The following is an 18,261-nucleotide window of genomic DNA, read 5'->3' on the forward strand; positions in this document are numbered from 1 at the left end:
GGAGGAAACCGCTGTGGCTCGACAGAGCAAGTACCCCGAGGAGTTCCGGCGTCAGGCCGCGGCGTTGGTGCTCGACTCCGGTCGCACGCTGCGGGACGTGGGCCGGGAGTTGGGCGTCAACCACGAGACGCTGCGTAACTGGGTCGACCGGATGCGGCAGGAACGCGACGGCGGCCGGCTGAGCGATCTGGCCGCTGACGAGCGGGCTGAGCTGGTGCGGCTGCGGCGTCAGGTCGCGCAGCTAGAGCTGGAGAAGGAGATCTTGAAAAAAGCGGCGGTCTTCTTCGCACGCGAGACGGAGCGGTGAACCGGACTGAGGTGTACCGGTTCATCGACGCGGGGAAGACCAGCTACCCGGTCGGTCTGCTCTGCCGACTGCTCGGCGTCGGCCACAGCGCCTTCTACGACTGGCTTCGGCAGGGGCGTCGGCGCGCTGTCGAGCGGGAACGCCACGACCAGCAGCGCGTTGAGATTACCCAGCAGGCATGGTCAGAGCACCGCGGTGTCTATGGCGCCCGACGGCTCACCGCCGAGCTGCACGAGCGCGGCCACCGGTGGAACCGCAAGGCGGTGGCCCGGCTGATGCGGCTGGCCGGCATTGAGGGCGCCCACCGCCGGCGGCGCGGTAAGCCCCGCCGCAGGGCCGCGTCCACGGCGACCGCGCCGGACCTGGTCCAGCGACAGTTCACCGCCACCGCACCGAACCGGCTGTGGGTCGCCGACATCTCCTACCTGCGCACCTGGGAAGGCTTCCTCTACCTCGCGGTCGTGGTCGACGCCTACTCCCGCCGCGTCGTGGGCTGGGCGATGGCCGATCACCTGCGGACTGAGCTGATCTTCGACGCCGTCGGCATGGCCATCCAGCACCGCCGACCCGCCCGAGACCAGGTCATTCACCATTCGGACCGCGGGACTCAGACCGGGCTCAAGTGGTCGTCGCAACACTGCCTTGTCTGAGTGATAGTAGGTGGTCGTTGAGTGCTTCAGCGGAAGTTCGCCATCCGAGTGTCTTGCGGGGGCGGCTGTTGAGCGCGAGAGCGACGGCCGCCAGGTCGTCAACGCTGTGTCTACTGAGGTCGGTGCCCTGGGGGAAGTATTGGCGTAGCAGGCCGTTGGTGTTCTCGTTGGTTCCGCGCTGCCACGGGCTGTGGGGATCGCAGAAGAAGACCGGGATGCGACGCGATGCGTCAGGCTCTTGGCAAGCCCGACGGGAAGCTCTCGTGAGTGCCGTTGCTGTCAGCGTTGCTGTCAACCGATCGACTCATGGCAGAGTCGATCGGGAAAAGCCTTGTGGATATGGAGCCCCCGGCCGGGATCGAACCGGCGACATCTCGCTTACAAGGCGAGTGCTCTGGCCAGCTGAGCTACAGGGGCGCGTGCGTCGAGGTCAGCATAGCGACTGACGTCCGGATATCCCGCTCGCGAGGGCTCCCGAGCACGGGAAACGTCAACAACCCGACGCCCCACCGCCTTGAGGAGACGTCGATTGATACCTGCCCGTGCCCGAGTGCCCGGAATGCGTGGGCAATGGATCACTTCCGAGGGCCCCTCACCTTGGCAGCGCGGTGAAAGCCGTTTACGGTGCAGTGACACGGACGACACCACGGCCGCCCCCGCGGCCGACCCGCCGTCCGCTGACCGGCACGGGTACGTGCCGGTCGCTCCTTCACTCGGATCGTCCGGCACGTTCCTGCCGGTGAAAGGAAGCGCACCACCATGGCTACGGTCACCTATTCCAAGGCATCCCGGATCTACCCGGGCACCGAGCGTCCCGCCGTCAACGAGCTGAACCTCGAGATCGGCGACGGCGAGTTCCTCGTTCTCGTCGGCCCCTCCGGTTGTGGCAAGTCCACCAGCCTGCGCATGCTCGCCGGCCTGGAGGACGTCGACGCCGGCTCGATCTACATCGACCAGCGCGACGTCACCCACCTGCCCCCGAAGGCCCGCGACATCGCGATGGTCTTCCAGAACTACGCCCTCTACCCGCACATGACGGTGTACGAGAACATGGCGTTCGCCCTCAAGCTGCGCAAGACCTCCAAGTCGGAGATCGACCGGCGGGTCAAGGAGGCGGCCGGGCTGCTCCAGCTGGAGGAGTACCTGAGCCGCAAGCCCAAGGCGCTCTCCGGCGGTCAGCGTCAGCGTGTCGCGATGGGCCGGGCGATCGTCCGCGAGCCGCAGGTCTTCCTCATGGACGAGCCGCTGTCGAACCTCGACGCCAAGCTGCGCGTGCAGACCCGTACCCAGATCGCGTCGCTCCAGGCCAAGCTGGGCGTCACCACGGTCTACGTCACGCACGACCAGGTCGAGGCCATGACCATGGGCCACCGGGTCGCCGTGCTGCTCGACGGTGTGCTCCAGCAGGTGGACACCCCGCGGGCGCTGTACGACACCCCGGCCAACGTGTTCGTCGCCGGCTTCATGGGCTCTCCCGCCATGAACATCAAGACCGTTCCGCTGAACGAGCAGGGCGCCGAGTTCGCCGAGCTGCACATCCCGCTGACCCGCGAGCAGGTCGCTGCGGCCCGCGCCGAGGGTGGCGACGGCAAGGTGACCGTGGGCTTCCGCCCGGAGGACTGCGACCTGGTCAGCCCGACCGAGGGCGGCATGCCGGTCGTCGTCGAGCTGGTCGAGGACCTCGGCTCGGACGCCAACGTCTACGGGCACGCCGCGCTGGGTGGCAACTCGGAGCGCTTCGTCGTCCGCACCGACCGGCGCACCATGCCGAACATGGGCGACACCGTGTTCGTCAAGCCGCGCACCGGCCGCAGCCACGTCTTCCACGCCGCCACCGGCGGCCGGATCTGACGTAACGCCGTACCGGAAAGGGGCGGTCCGCTTCGGCGGGCCGCCCCTTTCGTCGTACCCGGGGAGGGTTTCTCACCCCCAGGTGCCAGCACCAATGTGGCTCCGCGGGGTGACTCGGCAGGGCGGGCCGCGCCCGTAGCGTCGCGGCACGCCCAACCCGAGGAGACGCCGTGTCCGCCACCGTTCACCCGATCACCAGTTCCCGGCTTGGCCGGACGGCCCGCCTGACCGGCCGCAGCCTCGCCTACTGCGCGGCGCTGGTGCCGGTCGCCCTGCTCGCGCTGGTGACCGCCCCGGTGGGTGGCGCCGGTGCGGCCGCCGCGCGGTGGCGCAGGCTCCGCACCGGACTGCTCGGAGCACCCCCGGTGCCCGCGCCCGACCGGCGACCCGGCCCGTTCAGCGTGCTCGGCCACGGGCTGCTCAGCCTGCTGCTCGGCCTCGTGGCCCTGCTGCCGCTCGGTGTTCAACTGCTGATGGTGCTGCGCGGCGTGCTGTACGGCATCGTCGACCGCGGCCCCTACGACCACTCCTGGGGTGGTCCGACCCGGGCCGGCGCGTGGGTGGCGCACTTCCTCGTCGGCCTGCCGATGGCCACCGCCGGCCTGCTCGCGTTGATCGGCATCGCCGCCGTGCACCAGCGGCTGACCCGACGTCTCGACGGGGAGCGCGCCCCGGCGTGGCTGATTCCGGTCACGCTGCTGATCGCGGTGGCCGGGGCGCTGCTCTTCGTCGCCTGGACCCACCAGATCTGACGACGAGGCCCCCTCCCGCACACCTGCGGGAAGGGGCCTCGTCGACAGTCGTTACAGCTCGACCGAGCGCCGGCGGGCGACCTCGGCGAGGGTGACCGCGGCGGCCACACTGGCGTTGAGCGACTCCACCTCGGAGATCATCGGGATGCTCACGGTCAGGTCGCAGGTCTCGCCGACCAGCCGGGACAACCCGCGCCCCTCGGAGCCGACCACCACCACCAGCGGCCCGACAGCGGCCTCCAGGTCGTACAGGTCGGTGTCGCCGTCGGCGTCCAGGCCGACCACCATGAAGCCGGCGTCCCGGCACGCCTTCAGCGACCGGGTCAGGTTGGTGACCTGGGCCACCGGCACCCGCGCGGCCGCGCCGGCGCTGGTCCGCCAGGCGGTCGCGGTGATCCCGGCAGCCCGCCGCTCGGGTACGAAGACACCCTGCGCGCCGAACGCGGCGGCCGAACGGATCACCGCGCCCAGGTTGCGCGGGTCGGTGACCCCGTCCAGCGCCACCAGGAGCGGCGCCTGCTGCTCCAGGGCCGCGGCGACCATGTCCTCGAAGGGCTGGTACGCGAAGGGCGGCACCTGCAACCCGACGCCCTGGTGCAGCACGCCGCCGGTCATCCGGTCCAGTTCGGCGCGGCTGATCTCCAGGTTGGCGATGCCCCGGTCGGCGGCCGTCCGGATGATCTCGTTGATCCGGTCGTCCATGTCGATGCCCTGGGCGACGTACAGCGCCGTCGCCGGCACCTGGGCGCGCAGCGCCTCCAGCACCGGGTTGCGCCCGACCAGCAGCTCCGGGGTGTCCTTGGACGGGTTGGACTTGCGACCCGGCGCGACCCGGGGGCCGCTCCGGCCGGCGGTCGGCCGACCACCCCGACCCGCGGCGCCACCCCGACTCGCCGGTACGCCCCGGCCACCGCCCTTGCCCCAGGTGGTGTCCTTGCTGCCCGGCTGGCCGATCTTGGGGGCACGCCCCTCCTCGGCCGCCGCCCGGCGCTCCTTGTCCTGCTTCCAGGCGGTGCGCTGCGGCAGCTTCTCGGTGCCCGAGTAACCCTTGTGCCAGGGTCGCTCGTCGGCGGGCAGGGTGCGTCCGCGTCCGGTGAGGGAGTCCTTGTTCTTGCCGCCGGAGCCCTTGGGGGCGCCCGCCTTCGGCGTCAGTCGCCGGCCACGGCGCTGCGAGTTGCCGGCCATCAGTCCTGCTCTCCAATAGTCCAACGGGGGCCCTGGGGGGTGTCCTCGACCGCCACGCCGGCCAGCTTGAGCTGGTCGCGTACCGCATCGGCGGCGGCCCAGTCCTTGCGGCCCCGGGCCTGCGCGCGCTGCTCCAGGGCCAGCGCGATCAGGGAGTCCACCACGGCGCGCAGATCGTTCGAGCTGCCGCCGCCGGTCCAGGCCTCGTCGAAGGGGTCGATGCCGAGGATATCCAGCATCGCCCGTACCGCGGCCAGGGTGGTGCGGACGGTCACATCGTCGCCGGTGCTCAGCGCGGTGTTGCCGTCGCGCAGGTGCTGTTGCAGCACGGCCAGCGCGGCGGAGGTGTTGAGGTCGTCGTCCATGGCCGCGACGAAGCCGGCCGGCAGCTCACCGAGCTGCCCGGGGCCCACCCGCTCGGCGGCCCGCTGCACGAAACCCTCGATCCGCCGGTACGCGGTGGCCGCGTCGCGCAGCGAGTCCTCCGAGTAGTCGATCACCGAGCGGTAGTGGGCGGCGGCGTAGTAGTAGCGCAGCTCCACCGGCCGCACGCCGAGCGAATCCACGTACGCCAGGTCGAGCGCGTTGCCGGCGGACTTGCCCATTTTGGCTCCGCCGATGCTGAGCAGCCCGTGGTGCACCCAGTAGCGGGCGAACGGCAACCCGGCCGCCTGGGACTGGGCGATCTCGTTCTCGTGGTGCGGGAACGTCAGGTCCAGACCACCGCCGTGGATGTCGAACTCCGGGCCGAGGTAGCGCCAGCACATCGCCGAGCACTCGATGTGCCACCCCGGGCGGCCCAGCCCCCACGGCGACGGCCAGTACGCGTCCGCCGGCTCGTCCGGCTTGGCGCCCTTCCAGAGGGCGAAGTCGCGGGGGTCCCGCTTACCCCGGTCGGGGGCGTCCCCCGCCGACTGCATCGCGTCCGGCGACTGACCCGACAGCGACCCGTACGCCGGCCAGGACGCCACGTCGAAGTAGACGTCCCCGGAGCCGTCGGTGGCCGGGTACGCGTGCCCGTCCGCGATCAACTTCGTGATCAGCTCGTGCATCTCCGGGATGTGCCCGGTGGCGCGCGGCTCGTAGGTGGGCGCCAGCACGTTCAACGCCCGGTACGACTCGGCGAGGATCAACTCGTTGGCGTACGCGATCGACCAGAACGGCAGACCCCGCTCCCCCGCCTTGACGAGGATCTTGTCGTCGATGTCGGTCAGGTTGCGGATGAACGTGACCTCGTAGCCGGCGGCCAGCAACCAGCGACGCAGCACGTCATAGTTGACGCCGGACCGAAGATGACCGATGTGCGGCGGCGCCTGGAGGGTGAGACCACACAGGTAGACCCCCACCTTGCCGGCTTCCCGCGGGACGAAGTCCCGCACCGATCGGGTGGCGGTGTCATACAGGCGTAGCGTCACCGTACAAGGGTAGCCGTCCGCGCCTGTACGGGTCCGCCGGTGCCGGGTCGTACGCTGCGTGCTGTGGATGAGACGGCGGGGTCCGGCCGGGCCGGGGAGACGTCCCAGACTCTCGACCGGGGTCTGCGACTGCTGCACCTGGTCGCCGACGCGCCGGCCGGGTTGACGGTCACCGAGGTGGCGACGCGACTCGGCATCGGCCGGGCGGCCGTCTACCGGCTCGTCGGCCCGCTGACCACGCACGGGATGCTGCGCCGCGACAGCGACGGCCGGCTCCGCCTCGGCGCCGGGGTGCTGCACCTGGCCCGACGCGCCCAGCCGCTGCTCGCCGAGGGGGCGCTGCCCGCGCTACGTCGGCTCGCCGAGCAGGCCGGCGCCACGGCACACCTGACAGTCGTGGAGGGCGGCGAGGGCGTTGCCCTGGCCGTGGTCGAGCCGAGCTGGACGTCGTTCCACGTCGCGTACCGGACCGGGGCGCGGCATCCCCTGGACCGAGGTGCCGCGGGTCGGGCGATCCTGGCCGGTCGGGGCGGTGCCGCCGAGCCGGTGAGCAGCAGCGGGGAGCTGCAGTCCGGGGCGTACGGGGTGGCCGCGCCGGTGCTCGGCGTGCCAGGTCTGGAGGCCAGCGTCGGGGTGGTCGCGCTCGCCCCGCTGGACGTCGACCTGATCGGCCCCCAGGTGCTCGCCGCCGCCACAGCCGTCACCGCCGCCCTCCGCTGACCCACCCGATCCTTGATCAACTCCAGATCGCCGATATGGCGTCATCGCTAGCCTTGGACAGCGCCATAACGCCGCACTGGTGATGATCTCGCCGTATAACACGTCCATCGGGCTCGTGGCAGTTGTCCACAGGCACCTGCGGGGCGACCATCCGCCGCTGTCCACAGGGGTATCGGCCAGCACCTCGAGCGTCAGACGCTGGCCGCATGCCTCCGCACCCTCACCGGCCTCCTGCCCTTGCCTGGCGGGTTTTTCGTGGCTCCGCAGCGATTCGGCAGGGCTTGATCACCAGACATCAGTTGCGCGGCTCGTCATGGGTCCGACTCCGCCACGACGTGTACGCGGACGCGCGTCTCGAACGCACACACGAGCTGGCCTGCCGTGCCGCAATCCTTCGGCTGCCGTCGCAGGCGATGATCGCCGGGCCCTCGTCGGCCTACCTGCACGGGATCGAGCATGCCGCCGGGTTCGATGACGACGTGCACGTGCTGCTGCCGAAGGTCGCCCGCGTCGACTCTCAACGCGGCCTTCACGTGCACGTGGTCAAATTCGATTCCGCTGCGACGCCGGGCCCCGCTCTGTCCATCGCACAACGGCCGGCGGTGGCGAGGGACGCCCTGCCCGACGCACGGCCATCGACGCCACCGCTCCGGCGGACGCCAGCCTCACCGCCGACGCCAGTGTCACAGCGGCCACCAGCCTCGCCGCCGACGCCGCTCAACGCACTGCCCGGCGAGCGGGGCGGCGCCGCTCTCCGCCGGACCGATCCGACATCTGCGGCGTGGGAGACGGCGGTCTGGTTGGACCCGCTGCGTGCGATTGGGATTGTCGACTCGTTGCTCGCGACCGGTCTGACCACCCCGGCGGCGCTGACCGCCGTCGCCACCGCCAATGCCGACCGGCCCGGCGGACGACGTGCGTGCTGGATCTTCGACGTCGCCGATGCAGGAGCGCAGTCACCACCCGAGTCGCAGCTACGGGTGCGTCTGATGCTGGGCGGGCTTCCCCGACCGGTCACCCAGCACCCGATCCGGCTACCCGGAGGGCTGGTGCTCCATCCCGACCTGGCCTGGCCCGAGTTCCGCGTGGCGGTGGAGTACGACGGCCGATGGCACGCCGACCCCGAGCAACTGCACCGCGATCGTCGACGGCTCAACCTTCTCGTCGGTGCGGGCTGGTTGGTGTTGCACGTGACGAGCAGGCGGCTCCAGAAGGAGTTCCCCGCCGTGCTCGCCGAGGTTCGGTCGGCCCTGATCTCCCGCGGCTGGCGGCGCTGATCGCCACCAACCGTGATCGACTCCAGGTCGCCGAAATGGCTGTATCAGACGGACGGGATACCCCCACCTCGGCGACCTGGAGTCGATCAAGCCTGACGAGGCCGACGCGGACCCCGAAGACGCCGACGAGGCCCGGTCGACGAGCGTCGACCGGGCCTCGCGGTGGTGACTTACGGGCGGGCGTTCGGCTTGAGCGGGGTCTTCACCGCCGCGTACGCGTCGACGATTCCGTACCCGTAGAAGCCGTTGAAGTTGACCCCACCGGCGCAGTACGCGTCGTAGGTCTCGTCCCGGCCCTCGTTGCGGTACTGCTGGAGGCGCGGCTCCGGGCAGGCGTGCTCGGCTGCCGTGCGGTAGAGGTGCTGCTCGACCACGTCCGGCGACATGCCGAAGCCACCCCGGCCCTGCGGCTTGCCGTACCGGCTGACGATCAGCGCGGCGACACCGGCGGCGTGCGGGGACGCCATCGAGGTGCCCTGGAGGTAGGTGTAGTAGCCGCACTCACCGTTGGGCTTGCACTGCTTGAAGACGCTCGTGGCGACCCGCGGGTCGATGTTGCCGTTCGCGTCCACCTTCGGGTCCGGGATGGTGGTGGAGATCGGCTCCTCCTGGAGCACCTTCAGCGGGTAGCTGGAGAGGATCCGGTTGCCGGGGGTGTTGTACGTCGGGGTCCCGAACCCGTCCCGGGCGAACCCACCCGGCGCGGCGACGGAGGTCTGCTCGGTGCCGTAGTTGGAGAAGTCCGACTTCTTGCCCGACGGACCGACCGACGACACGCCGATCACGTGCGGGCCCTCGGTGGGCAGGTCCCAGCAGCTGTTGTTGTCGATCGGCCGGGGGTACGGGTTGGCGCCGTAGTCCGGGCTGGTGGTGTCCGTACGCGGTGCGCCCAGGTCCTCGTTGTTGTTGCCGAGCGCGCCGACCAGGGTGACGCCCTTGTTGTGCGCGAAGATCAGCGCCCGCTTCATCGCCTTGATGATGGCCCGCTGCTCGGCCTGCGCCTGCGCCGAGTCGGCCGGGTTGGCGGTGCAGTTGTAGAGCCACGGGTCGACGTAGAACGACATGTTGACCACGTCGATCCCGGACCGGCCGGCGTAGATCAGGGCGTTGACCACCGGGTTGAGGAAGAAGTAGCCGGAGTCCTGGCCACCCTTGAGCTCGACCAGGGAGACGTTCGGGGCGACACCGGAGAGGCCGAAGCCGTTGGCGGCGGCGCCGATGGTGCCGGCCACGTGGGTGCCGTGCCCGCCGTCGTCGGTGCCGACGGCGTCGAGGCAGCTTGGCACCTCGCACGGTCCGTCCACATCGGTCATGTCGGGTGCGAAGTTGCGCGACAGCGACCAGTTGAAGTTCGGCGCGATGTCCGGGTTGCTGGCGTCGACGCCGGTGTCCAGGACGCCGACGGTGACCCGACGGTCGCCGGGCTCGACCTTGCGGGCCTCGTCGGCCCGGATCATCTTCAGACCCCAGAGCTTCTCGTCGAGCGGGTCCAGCTTGGCACCCTTCTTCCCGGCACCGGCCGCACCGGCCACACCGGCCGCGCCAGCAGCGCTCGCAGCACCGGCCGCGCCAGCAGCCTGCTCCTGCTCGACCCGGTCCAGCTTCGGCTTGCGGCCGATGGCCTTCTGCTCGGCCGCGCCGATCAGGCTCGGGGCTGCCGTCGCCCTGGCCGCGAAGTCGGCCCGATCACTGGTGACCTGGAACATGCCGACCTCGTCGGACCGGGACACCACAGTGCCGCCGGCCGCCTGGATGGCGGCGACAGCCGCGTCGGCGGCGAAGCCGTCCTCGGCCACGACAGTGAAGGTGCGGGAGGTGCTCGGCGCGGCGGTGGCCGGTACACCCAGGCCCGCTGCCGTAAGTGCCAGTGTTGCCGCGGTCGCGACGGCACCGGCGGTGAAGCGCTTGCTCACCACATCGGATCCTCTCGTTGAGGGACGTGGCAGCCATCACACAACACCTGCCGGCTTTACGCCAGGTGAACGTCCGTTATGGCGGTGAATCTCTCCTTCATCCGCCCAGCTCGATGCCCACGTCCACCCGGTCGGCCAATCCCGTCGCCAGTTCCGACAGGACCATCGGTAGGTCGGCCAGGGTGGCCACCTCCGCGTCGGGGGTGACCCCAGCCGGGCGGGGCAGCCCGTACCGGTTCAACCACACCGACCGCAGGCCGGCCCGTCGGGGTGCCACCACGTCGTGCTCCCACGAGTCACCGACGTACACGATCTGCTCGGCGGGGACTCCGGCGGTCGCGACCACCGCCGCGTAGAACTCCGGGGCGGGCTTCTTGGGCAGGCCGTTCTCGTGCGCGTACATCTCGAAGGCGAACTCCCCGGCGAGCCCGCAGCGTTCGGCGCGGCTGTTGCCGTTGGTGGCGAAGCCCAGCGTGTACCGGGTGCGCAGCGCGGCCAGGGCCGGCGGGACGTCCGGGAAGGGCCGGGTGAGGGCGAAACGGCGGGCGAAGAAGAGGGCGGCGATCTCGTCCAGATGGTCGTCGAGCCCGGCGCGGGCCAGCGACCGGGCCAGCGCGGCGCGGCGGATCTCCAGCACCGGAGCGGCGCTCAGCTCGCCGAAGACGGCATCCCAGTCGGACTCCAGCTCGGCGAGCGTCACGTCGGCGGCGTCCGGCGTTCGGCGGCGCATCTCGTCGAGGACGGTCACCAGCCCGGCGGTCACCGCCGGCCGCAGGTCCAGCAGGGTCTCGTCGGCGTCGAACACCACTGTGGTCAGCACGGGTACCACTCTCTCACCGGGTGGTTGCCGCCAGCGCGGGCTCACCGGGGGCGGGCGCGGGCGTACCGCGCAGTTCGTCGAGGCGCACCAGGGCGACCCCGGCGATGATCAGCGCGCCGCCGAAGAGCTGCCACGCGGTCGGCAGTTCGTCGAGGAACAGCCAGGCGATCAGCACCGCGAACAGCACCTCGGTCAACCCGACGAACGACGACAGCCGGGGCCCGAGGATGCGGGTGCCGGCGATGCCGGCGAGGTAGGCGATCACGGCGGCGACCAGGGTGAGCCCGACGATGGGCAGCAGCCAGGAGGTGCGGTGCCCGGCGAACGCGACATCGCCGAACGTGGCGCGCAGCGGCAGCAGACCGGTCAGCCCGACGAGGAGCAGCACGGCCGCGCCGACGGCCATCCCGCCGCTGGCCATGGCGACCGAGGGCAGCCGGGGGTCGACCCGGCCGGCGAGCACGAAGTAGCCGGCCAGGCCGAACGCGGCACCCAGCCCCCACAGCACGCCGACCGGGTGGAAGCCGGCGGTGCCGGTGATATCCAGGACGAAGGCCAGCCCGCACAGGGCGGCGGCCGAGCCGGCCACGGTGAGCCGCCGGGGGCGTTGACCGTGCCGCAGCCACATCCAGCCGACGACCAGGATGATGCCCAGGTATTCCAGCAGGAGCGCGATGCCGACCGGCAGGTAACGCACGGCGTTGAAGAAGCACACCTGCGCCAGGGCGACCCCCAGCAGCCCGAACATCACGACCGCCGCGCTGTTGCTGCGCAGCACGTGCCACCTGCCACGCAGGGACAGCACTGCGGGGATCGCCAGCACCAGGGCGGCCACGCCGACCCGCGCGATCACGGCGGCCTCGGCCGACCAGCCGGCTTCGATGAGCGACCGCGCGAAGGTGCCCGAGGTGGCGAACGTGACTGCGGAGAGCAGCGCCAGCGCAGCGCCGGCGGCGGGTCGTGACTGCATCTCGCGCTCCTCGGGGACGACACGGTGTCATGAGCAAACTATCCTTGTGCTCATGACGCTAGGCGGCCACCGTGACAGGAGTCAAGTTGCTATTCGCTCATGACACCGAATGTTCGTTGATCGCCGCCACCGCGTTGGTCAACACCGCGGGCCGCGACGGCGAGCTGCTGCCCGACGTCGCCGCGCTGGACGCCTTCTTCACCCGGCACGCCTACAGCGGGCGGCACGAGCACACCGACGCCGAGCTGCGTGCCGTGCGGCAGTTGCGCCCCCGGCTGCGCCGGATCTGGCACGCCGAACCGCCCGAGGTCGTCGCCATGGTCAACGCCCTGCTGCTGGAACACCGGGCGTTGCCGCAGCTCATCGAGCACGACGACGAGCCGTACCACCTGCACGCCGTGCCCCGCGACGCGCCGCTGGCCACCCGGATGGCGGTGGAGGCGGCGATGGCGATCGCCGACCTGGTCCGCATGGGCGAGCTGAGCCGGTTGCGGATCTGCGAGTACCCGGACTGCGACAACGTCGTCGTCGACCTGTCCCGCAACCGGTCGCGGCGGTTCTGCGAGGCCGGCTGCGGCAACCGGGCCGCGGTGACCGCCTACCGCGCCCGCAGGGCCGCCGGCAGGTCCTGAGGGACGTCGGCCCGCAGCTCGTACTCCACCTCGCCGTGCTCGGTCCCCGGGATCGGGTCGTCGAACTGGAGGTGGAAGGTGCGCACGTGGCGCAGCCCCGCCTTCACCATCACCCGCCGGGACCGCTCGTTGACAGCCATCGTCTGCGCCCACACCCGACGCACGCCCACGACGTCCAGGGCGTACCGGACCAGCGCCCGCGACCCCTCGGTGGCCAGGCCGCGCCCCCACGTCGCGCGGCGCAGCCGGTAGCCCAACTCGGCCTCGGCGCCGTCCTTTGACGGATCGAGGGCGAACCAGCCCAGGAAGTCACCGGTCTCCCGATCGAGGGCCGCCCACCGACCGAGGCCGGGATGCCTGTCGTACTGGGCGAGCAGCTTCGGCAGGTGCTCGCCCTGAACTGTGGCGCGCGGGGTGGCGACGCCGCCGGTGAGGAAACGCATCACCTCGGGATCGCTGTCCAACTCGACCAACGCGTCCACATCGGCAACGGTCAACCGCCGGAACCGCAGCCGCTCGCTCCCTGGAGGAACCAGGTCGTCGCCATCCATGGCTGGATCATCCCCGCCGTCCCGCGACACGGTCGAGCCGTTTTCGCGCCGCCGTGGGCACTGCTGTCGCGTCAGCGCGGGGGCGCGACCACGAAGAGCCGCCAGGAGTACGCGTCGACCACGAGCACGGGCCCGTCCGGGTCCTTACTGTCGCGCACCCCGACCACGCCCCCAAGGTTCGTAGCCACCTCGACGCACTGGTCGTTGGAACCACTCCGGATGCTCTTGCGCCAGACAGCTCGGGTCAACTCCACGACTCCGCCACTTCCCTCAGCACCTCAACCGACTCCTGCGGTGGCAACGCCTGCCCGAGAGTAGCCTCCCAGGTCCGCTGTAGACGCAGCAGATCCGCTGGTCCGTCCAGCTCCTGGCCGCCGATCTGGCCACCGAGGTAGGCGAGGTCGCTGTGGTCTGCCACGGTGGCGAGGATGAACGGTCCGTTCAGACCTGGGTACTCCTCGGCCGAGCGAGGCACCACATGTAGCTGGACTCGCGGATGCTCGGTTGCCAACCGCGCCAGGTGCAGAGCCTGCTCGCACATGACCTTCCGCCCGCCGACGCGCCGCCGAAGCACGGACTCGTCGAGCACAGCGACGACGTGCGGCGGTCGGTCCGAGTAGAGAACCTGCTGACTGTCCATCCGATCCGTCAGTCGCCGCTCCACCTCATCGGTGTCGAGCAGTCTGTCCGATTCGAAGACAGCGCGTGCATAGCCTTCGGTTTGCAGCAGGCCAGGGACGTGCAGCGGGTCGAACCATCGCAGTGCCCGCGCCTCCGCGAGGATTGCACGCCAACCGCGCAGCCAGACCTGCGCTTTGTCCAGGCTGACCAGTTCGGAGGCCATGCGGGTGAAGAGGCCGCCGGTGTCCAGGGCGCGGTCGACGAGTTCCAGGTACTTGCCGGTGGGCGGCTGCTGGCCCAGCTCGACGGCGCTGACCATGGACGGCGAGTAGTTGACCGCCTTGGCCAGCTCGTCCTGACTCCAGCCCCGGCGGACGCGCGCCCGGCGCAGCTCGGTGACCAGGAACGCCGCCGCCGTCATCTGCCCATCGGCCATGACCTGCCGCCTCTCCACCCCGTCGACGATCAACTCCAGCCGGCCGCCAGCGGCATCACCACCGGAAACAGGACGGCTGTGACGACCCGGCAAAACCCTTCCGACCGTAGTCGCCCGATCACCAGACTGTGAAGTGCGGCACCGCTCCCCGTCCCCCGGGCCCGGCGGCGTCGCGCGGGACCGCCCGAACCCCCGTGCCGGGCGGTCCCACCCCCAGGCTGGGCGAACTATTCGAGATCTTGGACAGTTTCCGTTAGCCACCAACGGAAACTGTCCAAGATCTCGGTGGTTGGGGCGGATGGCGGTCATCGCGCGGTCGACCACGAACTCGGCGACGTCGCCGAAAGCGAGACGGCCCACGGGGAGGTGACGTCAGAGACGATTCGGCTCGAAAGGACTCCCACGCCATGTCCCGGACCGCCCCGGACGACCGCGCGATCACGCCACGACCGCACCTGCCGCTGCGTCCACTGTGGCTCTGTCGGGTCTGCGCCGGGCCCTGGCCATGCGCGGTCGCCCGGCTCAGCCTCCGCCGCGAGTACGCCCACGACCGGATCGCGTTGAGCATCTACCTGTGCACCGTTCTGCACGACGCGGCGGCGGACCTGTACCGACTCAACCCGCACGACGGCCCGGACCCGGCAGCGCTCTACGTGCGCTTCCTCGGCTGGGCTGCGCTGCCCGAACCCTGACGCTCGTCGACGGCGGCCCGGCCGTCGAGGGGAGCGTCTAGCGCATGGCGAGCCGTTCCAGCAGGGCGGCGCTGCGGGCCAGCAACGCCCGCTCCTCGTCCGTGAGTTCGGCTTCGATGGCCTGGGCGAGCCAACCGGCTCTGCGGCTGCGCTCCGCCTCCAGTGCGGCCCGGCCGGCGTCCGACAGCTCGACCAGCGACTTGCGGCCGTCCGTGGGGTGCGCCCGTCGCGTGATCAGCTTCTGCTCCATGAGCAGCCCCACCGCCCGGGCCATCGACTGGGGGCGTACGCGCTGGTCGGCGGCGAGGTCGCTGGTGGTCATGGCGCCGTCGCGGTCGAGTGCGCCGAGCACGGCGATCTGACCGAGCGGGATGCGGTCCTCGTGCTTGACGCGCCGGGTGAGCTTGCCCATCGCGGTGCGCAGTTCGGCGGCGATGGCGGCGGCTTCCGAGGTGGGCACACGGCACTTTACCCCGTTCGTCAGCACTGCTGGGCACCTGACCTGCACAGCAATGCTGTTCAGCGGGGCTGTTCAGCATGACTGATCAGCATTGCTGTAGGGTTTGCCGCTGTCGGGCTCAGCGCCAGCGTTGTCGCAGCTGGGGTCACGGCAGGCGACAACGAAAAGGACCTCCCATGTCCGCACTGGAAGCCGGAACCATCACCACCACCATCGAGACCGTCACCGCCCGCCGCGTCATCGACAGCCGGGGCAACCCCACAGTCGAGGTCGACGTCACGGTGACGGACGGGTCTCTGGGCCGGGCCGCCGTCCCCTCCGGCGCCTCCACCGGCGCCCGGGAGGCCGTGGAGCTGCGCGACGCAGACCCGACGCGCTGGCACGGCAAGGGCGTCGACCGTGCGGTGGCCAACGTCAACGGGGAGATCGCGGCGGCCGTGCGCGGCCGGGACGCGGCAGACCAGGCGGGTCTGGACGCCGCGCTGATCGCCCTCGACGGCACCGCCACGAAGTCCCGGCTCGGCGCCAACGCGATCCTCGGCGTCTCCCTCGCCGTCGCCAAGGCCGCCGCGGCGGCCCACCGCCAGCCCCTCTACCGCTACCTCGGCGGCGCCGACGCGCACCTCCTGCCGCTGCCGATGATGAACATCGTCAACGGCGGCGCCCACGCCGACAACCCGCTCGACTTCCAGGAGTTCATGATCGTTCCCGTGGGCGCGGACTCCTTCGCCGAAGCCGTCCGCATGGGCAGCGAGGTCTTCCACACCCTGCGCCGCGATCTGCTGGCCGCCGGGCACTCCACGGGCGTGGGCGACGAGGGTGGCTTCGCGCCCGAGCTGCGTACCGCCGAGGAGGCGCTCGACTTCGTGCTGACCGCCGTCGAGGGCGCCGGCTACCGCCCCGGAACGGACATCGGCCTCGTCATGGACCCGGCGTCATCCGAGTTCTTCCGCGACGGCGTGTACGACTACGCGGGCGAGGGAGTACGCCGCACCTCCGCCGAGCACGCCGACTACCTGGCCCGGCTGATCGACGCCTATCCGATCGTCTCCATCGAGGACCCGATGGCCGAGGACGACCTGGACGGCTGGCGCGAGCTGACCGCCCGCGTCGGCGACCGCTGCCAGCTCACCGGCGACGACGTGTTCTGCACCAACGAGACGCTGCTGAGCGAGGGCATCCGCACCGGCGTCGGCAACTCGGTCCTGGTCAAGGTCAATCAGGTCGGCACCCTGACCGAGGCGCTGGCCACGGTGACGACGGCCCAGCGGGCGGGCTGGACCGTCGTCATGTCGCACCGCTCCGGCGAGACGGAGGACACCACCATCGCGGATCTGGCGGTCGCCACCGGCTGCGGTCAGCTCAAGACCGGCTCGCTCTCCCGCTCCGACCGGACGGCGAAGTACAACCAGCTGATCCGGATCGAAGAGGAGCTGGGCGACTCGGCGCGCTTCGCGGGCCGCGCCGCACTGCTCCGGGCGTGAGCAGCGCGCCGCACTGCGCCGGGCGTGAAGGATCGCGCCGCACTGCGCCGGGCGTGAAGGATCGCGCCGCGCTTCGCCGGGCGTGAGCAGAGGGCGGCGCTGGTCAGGGGTGGGTCATCCGGAGCAGGTCGAGCACCTCGTCGAGCTGGGTCTCGGTGAGCTTGCCCGAGTCGACGTGACCTCGGGCGATCACGACCTCCCGGATGGACGCCTGCTTGGCCAGCGCCTCCTTGGCGATCGAGGCGGCCTCGTCGTACCCGAGGTAGCGGTTCAGCGGGGTGACGATCGACGGCGACCCCTCGGCGTACGCCAGGCAGACCTCGGCGTCCGCGACCAGGCCGGCCACCAGGCGGTCGGCGAACAGCCGACTCGCCGCGGCCAGCAGCCGGATCGACTCCAGCAGGTTGCGGCCCATCACCGGCAGCATGACGTTCAGCTCGAAGTCGCCCTGTGACCCGGCGAAACCGACAGTCGCGTCGTTGCCGATCACCTGGGCGCAGACCTGCCGCATCGCCTCGGCCACCACCGGGTTGACCTTGCCCGGCATGATCGACGAGCCGGGCTGGAGGTCGGGGATGCGCAGCTCGCGCAGGCCGGCCCGGGGGCCCGAGCCCATCCAGCGAATGTCGTTCGCGACCTTGTAGAGGCCCACGGCGATGGTCCGCAACTGCCCCGAGGTCTCCACCAGCGCGTCGCGGGCGCCCTGCGCCTCGAAGTGGTTGCGGGCCTCGGACAGCGGCAGCCCGGTCGACTCACGCAGCTTGCCGATCACGGCGGCGGCGAAGCCGAGTGGCGTGTTGATCCCGGTGCCCACGGCCGTGCCGCCCAACGGCAGCTCGGCCAGCCGGGGCAGCGACCCCTCCAACCGCTCGATGCCGTAGCGGACCTGGGCGGCGTACCCGCCGAACTCCTGCCCGAGGGTGACCGGGGTGGCGTCCATCAGGTGCGTACGCCCCGCCTTCACCACCGTCTCGAACTCGGCCGCCTTGCCCTCCAGCGCCTCGGCGAGATGGGTCAGCGACGGCAGCAGATCCTCCGCGATGAACTGGGTGGCCGCCAGGTGGATCGAGGACGGGAACACGTCGTTGCTGGACTGGGAGGCGTTGACGTGGTCGTTCGGGTGCACGGCCGAGCCCAGTTCACGGCTCGCCAGGGTGGCGATCACCTCGTTGGCGTTCATGTTGGACGACGTTCCGGAACCGGTCTGGAACACGTCGACCGGGAACTGGTCGTCGTACCCGCCGTCGGCGACGTGCGCGGCGGCGGCGGCGATCGCGGCGGCCACGTTGGCGTCGATCACGCCCAACTCGCCGTTGACCTCGGCCGCGGCACCCTTGATCTGGGCCAGGGCCTTGATCTGGGCCGGTTCGATGCCCCGCCCGGAGATCGGGAAGTTCTGCACCGCGCGCTGGGTCTGCGCCCGCCACAGCGCCTCGGCGGGCACCTCCACCTCGCCCATCGAGTCACGTTCGATCCGGTAACCGGTCGTCTCTGGAGTCGTCACGCGTACCATCCTGCCGCGCCC

The 18,261-nt window shown here is 71.0% G+C and carries 19 protein-coding genes, 1 tRNA gene and 1 pseudogene; 9 read left to right on the forward strand and 12 right to left on the reverse strand.

All coding sequences use genetic code 11. The annotated features are described in order from the left end of the window. The first annotated feature begins 13 nt into the window (after positions 1 to 13). Positions 14 to 307: a transposase gene (locus ACLQ27_RS11215; RefSeq protein ID WP_425866615.1), complete on the forward strand. Its 294-nt coding sequence runs from the start codon at positions 14 to 16 to the stop codon at positions 305 to 307. Next, positions 304 to 957 (forward strand): IS3 family transposase, encoded by a 654-nt coding sequence (locus ACLQ27_RS11220; RefSeq protein ID WP_425866617.1) that lies wholly within the window; start codon positions 304 to 306, stop codon positions 955 to 957. The genes ACLQ27_RS11215 and ACLQ27_RS11220 overlap by 4 nt, the downstream gene beginning before the upstream one ends. Here ACLQ27_RS11220 and ACLQ27_RS11225 read toward each other — a convergent pair. Together ACLQ27_RS11225 and ACLQ27_RS11230 are read right to left on the reverse strand one after the other, a co-directional pair. Beyond that, positions 926 to 1,174 (reverse strand): annotated as a pseudogene (locus ACLQ27_RS11225) (IS30 family transposase); the annotation flags it as partial. The gene ACLQ27_RS11220 and the pseudogene ACLQ27_RS11225 overlap by 32 nt on opposite strands. Positions 1,175 to 1,297: 123 nt before the next feature. Further along, a tRNA-Thr gene (locus ACLQ27_RS11230) sits at positions 1,298 to 1,374 on the reverse strand. A 342-nt stretch (positions 1,375 to 1,716) separates the two neighbouring features. On the opposite strand from ACLQ27_RS11230, the gene ACLQ27_RS11235 reads away from it, so the two are divergent. Together ACLQ27_RS11235 and ACLQ27_RS11240 are read left to right on the forward strand one after the other, a co-directional pair. Then, positions 1,717 to 2,808, forward strand: coding sequence for an ABC transporter ATP-binding protein (locus tag ACLQ27_RS11235; protein ID WP_357494926.1), 1,092 nt, complete (start codon positions 1,717 to 1,719; stop codon positions 2,806 to 2,808). A gap of 170 nt (positions 2,809 to 2,978) precedes the next feature. Next, the gene (locus ACLQ27_RS11240) at positions 2,979 to 3,560 is read left to right on the forward strand and encodes a hypothetical protein (protein ID WP_357574986.1); all 582 of its coding nucleotides are present in this window, start codon (positions 2,979 to 2,981) and stop codon (positions 3,558 to 3,560) included. Between the two features lie 51 nt (positions 3,561 to 3,611). On the opposite strand, the gene rlmB is transcribed toward ACLQ27_RS11240, so the two are convergent. Both rlmB and cysS read right to left on the reverse strand, forming a co-directional pair. Continuing rightward, a complete protein-coding gene (gene rlmB, locus ACLQ27_RS11245) occupies positions 3,612 to 4,745 on the reverse strand; it encodes a 23S rRNA (guanosine(2251)-2'-O)-methyltransferase RlmB (RefSeq protein WP_357574985.1) in 1,134 nt (377 codons plus the stop codon). Further along, entirely contained in the window at positions 4,745 to 6,160 is a 1,416-nt protein-coding gene (gene cysS, locus ACLQ27_RS11250; protein WP_234583367.1) for a cysteine--tRNA ligase, read from the reverse strand. Before cysS ends, rlmB begins: the two co-directional genes overlap by 1 nt. A 54-nt stretch (positions 6,161 to 6,214) precedes the next feature. On the opposite strand from cysS, the gene ACLQ27_RS11255 reads away from it, so the two are divergent. Then, the gene (locus ACLQ27_RS11255) at positions 6,215 to 6,880 is read left to right on the forward strand and encodes an IclR family transcriptional regulator (protein WP_374109263.1); all 666 of its coding nucleotides are present in this window, start codon (positions 6,215 to 6,217) and stop codon (positions 6,878 to 6,880) included. Positions 6,881 to 7,716: 836 nt separating this feature from the next. Further along, positions 7,717 to 8,157, forward strand: coding sequence for an endonuclease domain-containing protein (locus ACLQ27_RS11260; RefSeq protein WP_425866620.1), 441 nt, complete (start codon positions 7,717 to 7,719; stop codon positions 8,155 to 8,157). Positions 8,158 to 8,327: 170 nt separating this feature from the next. Here the strand turns inward: ACLQ27_RS11260 and ACLQ27_RS11265 are convergent, their stop codons facing one another. The 3 genes from ACLQ27_RS11265 to ACLQ27_RS11275 all read right to left on the reverse strand — a co-directional run bounded on the left by ACLQ27_RS11265 (position 8,328) and on the right by ACLQ27_RS11275 (position 11,860). After that, positions 8,328 to 10,070, reverse strand: coding sequence for a S8 family serine peptidase (locus ACLQ27_RS11265; protein WP_425866622.1), 1,743 nt, complete (start codon positions 10,068 to 10,070; stop codon positions 8,328 to 8,330). Between the two features lie 97 nt (positions 10,071 to 10,167). Next, positions 10,168 to 10,890 carry an HAD family hydrolase gene (locus tag ACLQ27_RS11270; protein WP_425866624.1) on the reverse strand — a complete coding sequence of 241 codons (723 nt, stop codon included), beginning with the start codon at positions 10,888 to 10,890 and terminating at the stop codon, positions 10,168 to 10,170. Between the two features lie 13 nt (positions 10,891 to 10,903). Next, positions 10,904 to 11,860, reverse strand: a complete 957-nt coding sequence (locus tag ACLQ27_RS11275; protein WP_357494940.1) for an EamA family transporter — start codon at positions 11,858 to 11,860, stop codon at positions 10,904 to 10,906. An 86-nt stretch (positions 11,861 to 11,946) separates the two neighbouring features. Between ACLQ27_RS11275 and ACLQ27_RS11280 the strand changes: the two genes are divergently transcribed. After that, the gene (locus tag ACLQ27_RS11280; protein ID WP_234583374.1) at positions 11,947 to 12,492 is read left to right on the forward strand and encodes a CGNR zinc finger domain-containing protein; all 546 of its coding nucleotides are present in this window, start codon (positions 11,947 to 11,949) and stop codon (positions 12,490 to 12,492) included. Here ACLQ27_RS11280 and ACLQ27_RS11285 read toward each other — a convergent pair. The 3 genes from ACLQ27_RS11285 to ACLQ27_RS11295 form a co-directional block, all read right to left on the reverse strand. Next, a complete protein-coding gene (locus ACLQ27_RS11285; protein WP_357494942.1) occupies positions 12,459 to 13,043 on the reverse strand; it encodes a GNAT family N-acetyltransferase in 585 nt (194 codons plus the stop codon). The genes ACLQ27_RS11280 and ACLQ27_RS11285 overlap by 34 nt on opposite strands. Before the next feature lie 71 nt (positions 13,044 to 13,114). Then, positions 13,115 to 13,297 (reverse strand): DUF397 domain-containing protein, encoded by a 183-nt coding sequence (locus ACLQ27_RS11290; protein WP_357574981.1) that lies wholly within the window; start codon positions 13,295 to 13,297, stop codon positions 13,115 to 13,117. Then, complete coding sequence (locus ACLQ27_RS11295; protein WP_357575050.1) at positions 13,288 to 14,100, reverse strand: helix-turn-helix domain-containing protein; 813 nt, start codon at positions 14,098 to 14,100, stop codon at positions 13,288 to 13,290. The genes ACLQ27_RS11290 and ACLQ27_RS11295 overlap by 10 nt, the downstream gene beginning before the upstream one ends. A 407-nt stretch (positions 14,101 to 14,507) precedes the next feature. Between ACLQ27_RS11295 and ACLQ27_RS11300 the strand changes: the two genes are divergently transcribed. Further along, positions 14,508 to 14,792: a hypothetical protein gene (locus ACLQ27_RS11300; protein WP_234583378.1), complete on the forward strand. Its 285-nt coding sequence runs from the start codon at positions 14,508 to 14,510 to the stop codon at positions 14,790 to 14,792. 37 nt (positions 14,793 to 14,829) lie between these two features. Here ACLQ27_RS11300 and ACLQ27_RS11305 read toward each other — a convergent pair whose 3' ends face one another. Beyond that, complete coding sequence (locus ACLQ27_RS11305; RefSeq protein ID WP_234583379.1) at positions 14,830 to 15,252, reverse strand: MarR family winged helix-turn-helix transcriptional regulator; 423 nt, start codon at positions 15,250 to 15,252, stop codon at positions 14,830 to 14,832. 176 nt (positions 15,253 to 15,428) lie between these two features. Here ACLQ27_RS11305 and eno point away from each other — a divergent pair, with 176 nt between their 5' ends. Next, positions 15,429 to 16,736, forward strand: a complete 1,308-nt coding sequence (gene eno, locus ACLQ27_RS11310) for a phosphopyruvate hydratase (RefSeq protein ID WP_357498257.1) — start codon at positions 15,429 to 15,431, stop codon at positions 16,734 to 16,736. A 103-nt stretch (positions 16,737 to 16,839) separates the two neighbouring features. On the opposite strand, the gene ACLQ27_RS11315 is transcribed toward eno, so the two are convergent. After that, complete coding sequence (locus tag ACLQ27_RS11315; RefSeq protein ID WP_234583381.1) at positions 16,840 to 18,249, reverse strand: class II fumarate hydratase; 1,410 nt, start codon at positions 18,247 to 18,249, stop codon at positions 16,840 to 16,842. Between the last annotated feature and the right edge of the window lie 12 nt (positions 18,250 to 18,261).

It is taken from the genome of Micromonospora sp. DT63 (genome assembly GCF_049841615.1).
Taxonomy (GTDB): Bacteria; Actinomycetota; Actinomycetes; order Mycobacteriales; family Micromonosporaceae; genus Micromonospora.

What these genes read in the sequence shown, in the direction of transcription:
- ACLQ27_RS11235 (WP_357494926.1), top strand. Translation starts at nt 1,717, where the DNA reads ATGGCTACGGTCACCTATTCCAAGGCATCCCGGATCTACCCGGGCACC.
- rlmB (WP_357574985.1), bottom strand. Translation starts at nt 4,745, where the DNA reads ATGGCCGGCAACTCGCAGCGCCGTGGCCGGCGACTGACGCCGAAGGCG.
- ACLQ27_RS11275 (WP_357494940.1), bottom strand. Translation starts at nt 11,860, where the DNA reads ATGCAGTCACGACCCGCCGCCGGCGCTGCGCTGGCGCTGCTCTCCGCA.
- ACLQ27_RS11285 (WP_357494942.1), bottom strand. Translation starts at nt 13,043, where the DNA reads ATGGATGGCGACGACCTGGTTCCTCCAGGGAGCGAGCGGCTGCGGTTC.
- ACLQ27_RS11295 (WP_357575050.1), bottom strand. Translation starts at nt 14,100, where the DNA reads ATGGCCGATGGGCAGATGACGGCGGCGGCGTTCCTGGTCACCGAGCTG.
- ACLQ27_RS11300 (WP_234583378.1), top strand. Translation starts at nt 14,508, where the DNA reads ATGTCCCGGACCGCCCCGGACGACCGCGCGATCACGCCACGACCGCAC.
- eno (WP_357498257.1), top strand. Translation starts at nt 15,429, where the DNA reads ATGTCCGCACTGGAAGCCGGAACCATCACCACCACCATCGAGACCGTC.
- ACLQ27_RS11315 (WP_234583381.1), bottom strand. Translation starts at nt 18,249, where the DNA reads ATGGTACGCGTGACGACTCCAGAGACGACCGGTTACCGGATCGAACGT.